Source organism: Photorhabdus bodei (assembly GCF_003287735.1).
Lineage (GTDB): Bacteria > Pseudomonadota > Gammaproteobacteria > Enterobacterales > Enterobacteriaceae > Photorhabdus > Photorhabdus kayaii.
The window spans coordinates 1-461 of record NZ_NSCM01000161.1 but is presented as its reverse complement, the minus strand read 5'-3'; the positions used below and the strand labels follow the sequence as shown (position 1 = coordinate 461).

At 51.6% G+C, this 461-nt stretch carries 1 protein-coding gene; it reads left to right on the top strand.

Going from position 1 to position 461, the window contains the following annotated elements; genetic code table 11:
• A partial coding sequence (locus tag CKY02_RS23270) for an IS630 family transposase (RefSeq protein WP_112897024.1) occupies positions 1–461 on the top strand: 461 nt, incomplete at both ends.

Genomic DNA, 461 nt, shown 5'->3' with positions numbered 1-461 from the left:
TGTGATCGCATAAAAGCGGTTCTGCTGGCCTCTGAGGGCTGGAGTTCAGTGATGATCGCTCAGGCCCTGCGTCTTCATGAAACGACCGTTAACCGTCATATCAGCGATTACCTTAATCATCGCAAACTGAAGCCTGAAAATGGCGGTTCTCAGAGCCATCTCAGCGAAACACAGACTCAGGAACTTATCGCTTATCTGACCGCGAATCTTCTGCCCACCACACAGGCTGTTATCCATCTTGTCAAAGCAGAGTGGGATATCAGTTACACCGTTCCCGGCATGAATAAATGGCTGCACCACAATGGCTTCAGCTATAAAAAACCGACCGGCGTGCCACACAAGTTCAACGCGGAACAGCAACGGGCCTTTATGGAAGCCTACGGGAAACTGAAGCAGGAAGCCGGAGACCAAGAGCCCATCCTGTTCATTGATGGCGTCCATCCCACGCAGGGGACGAAACT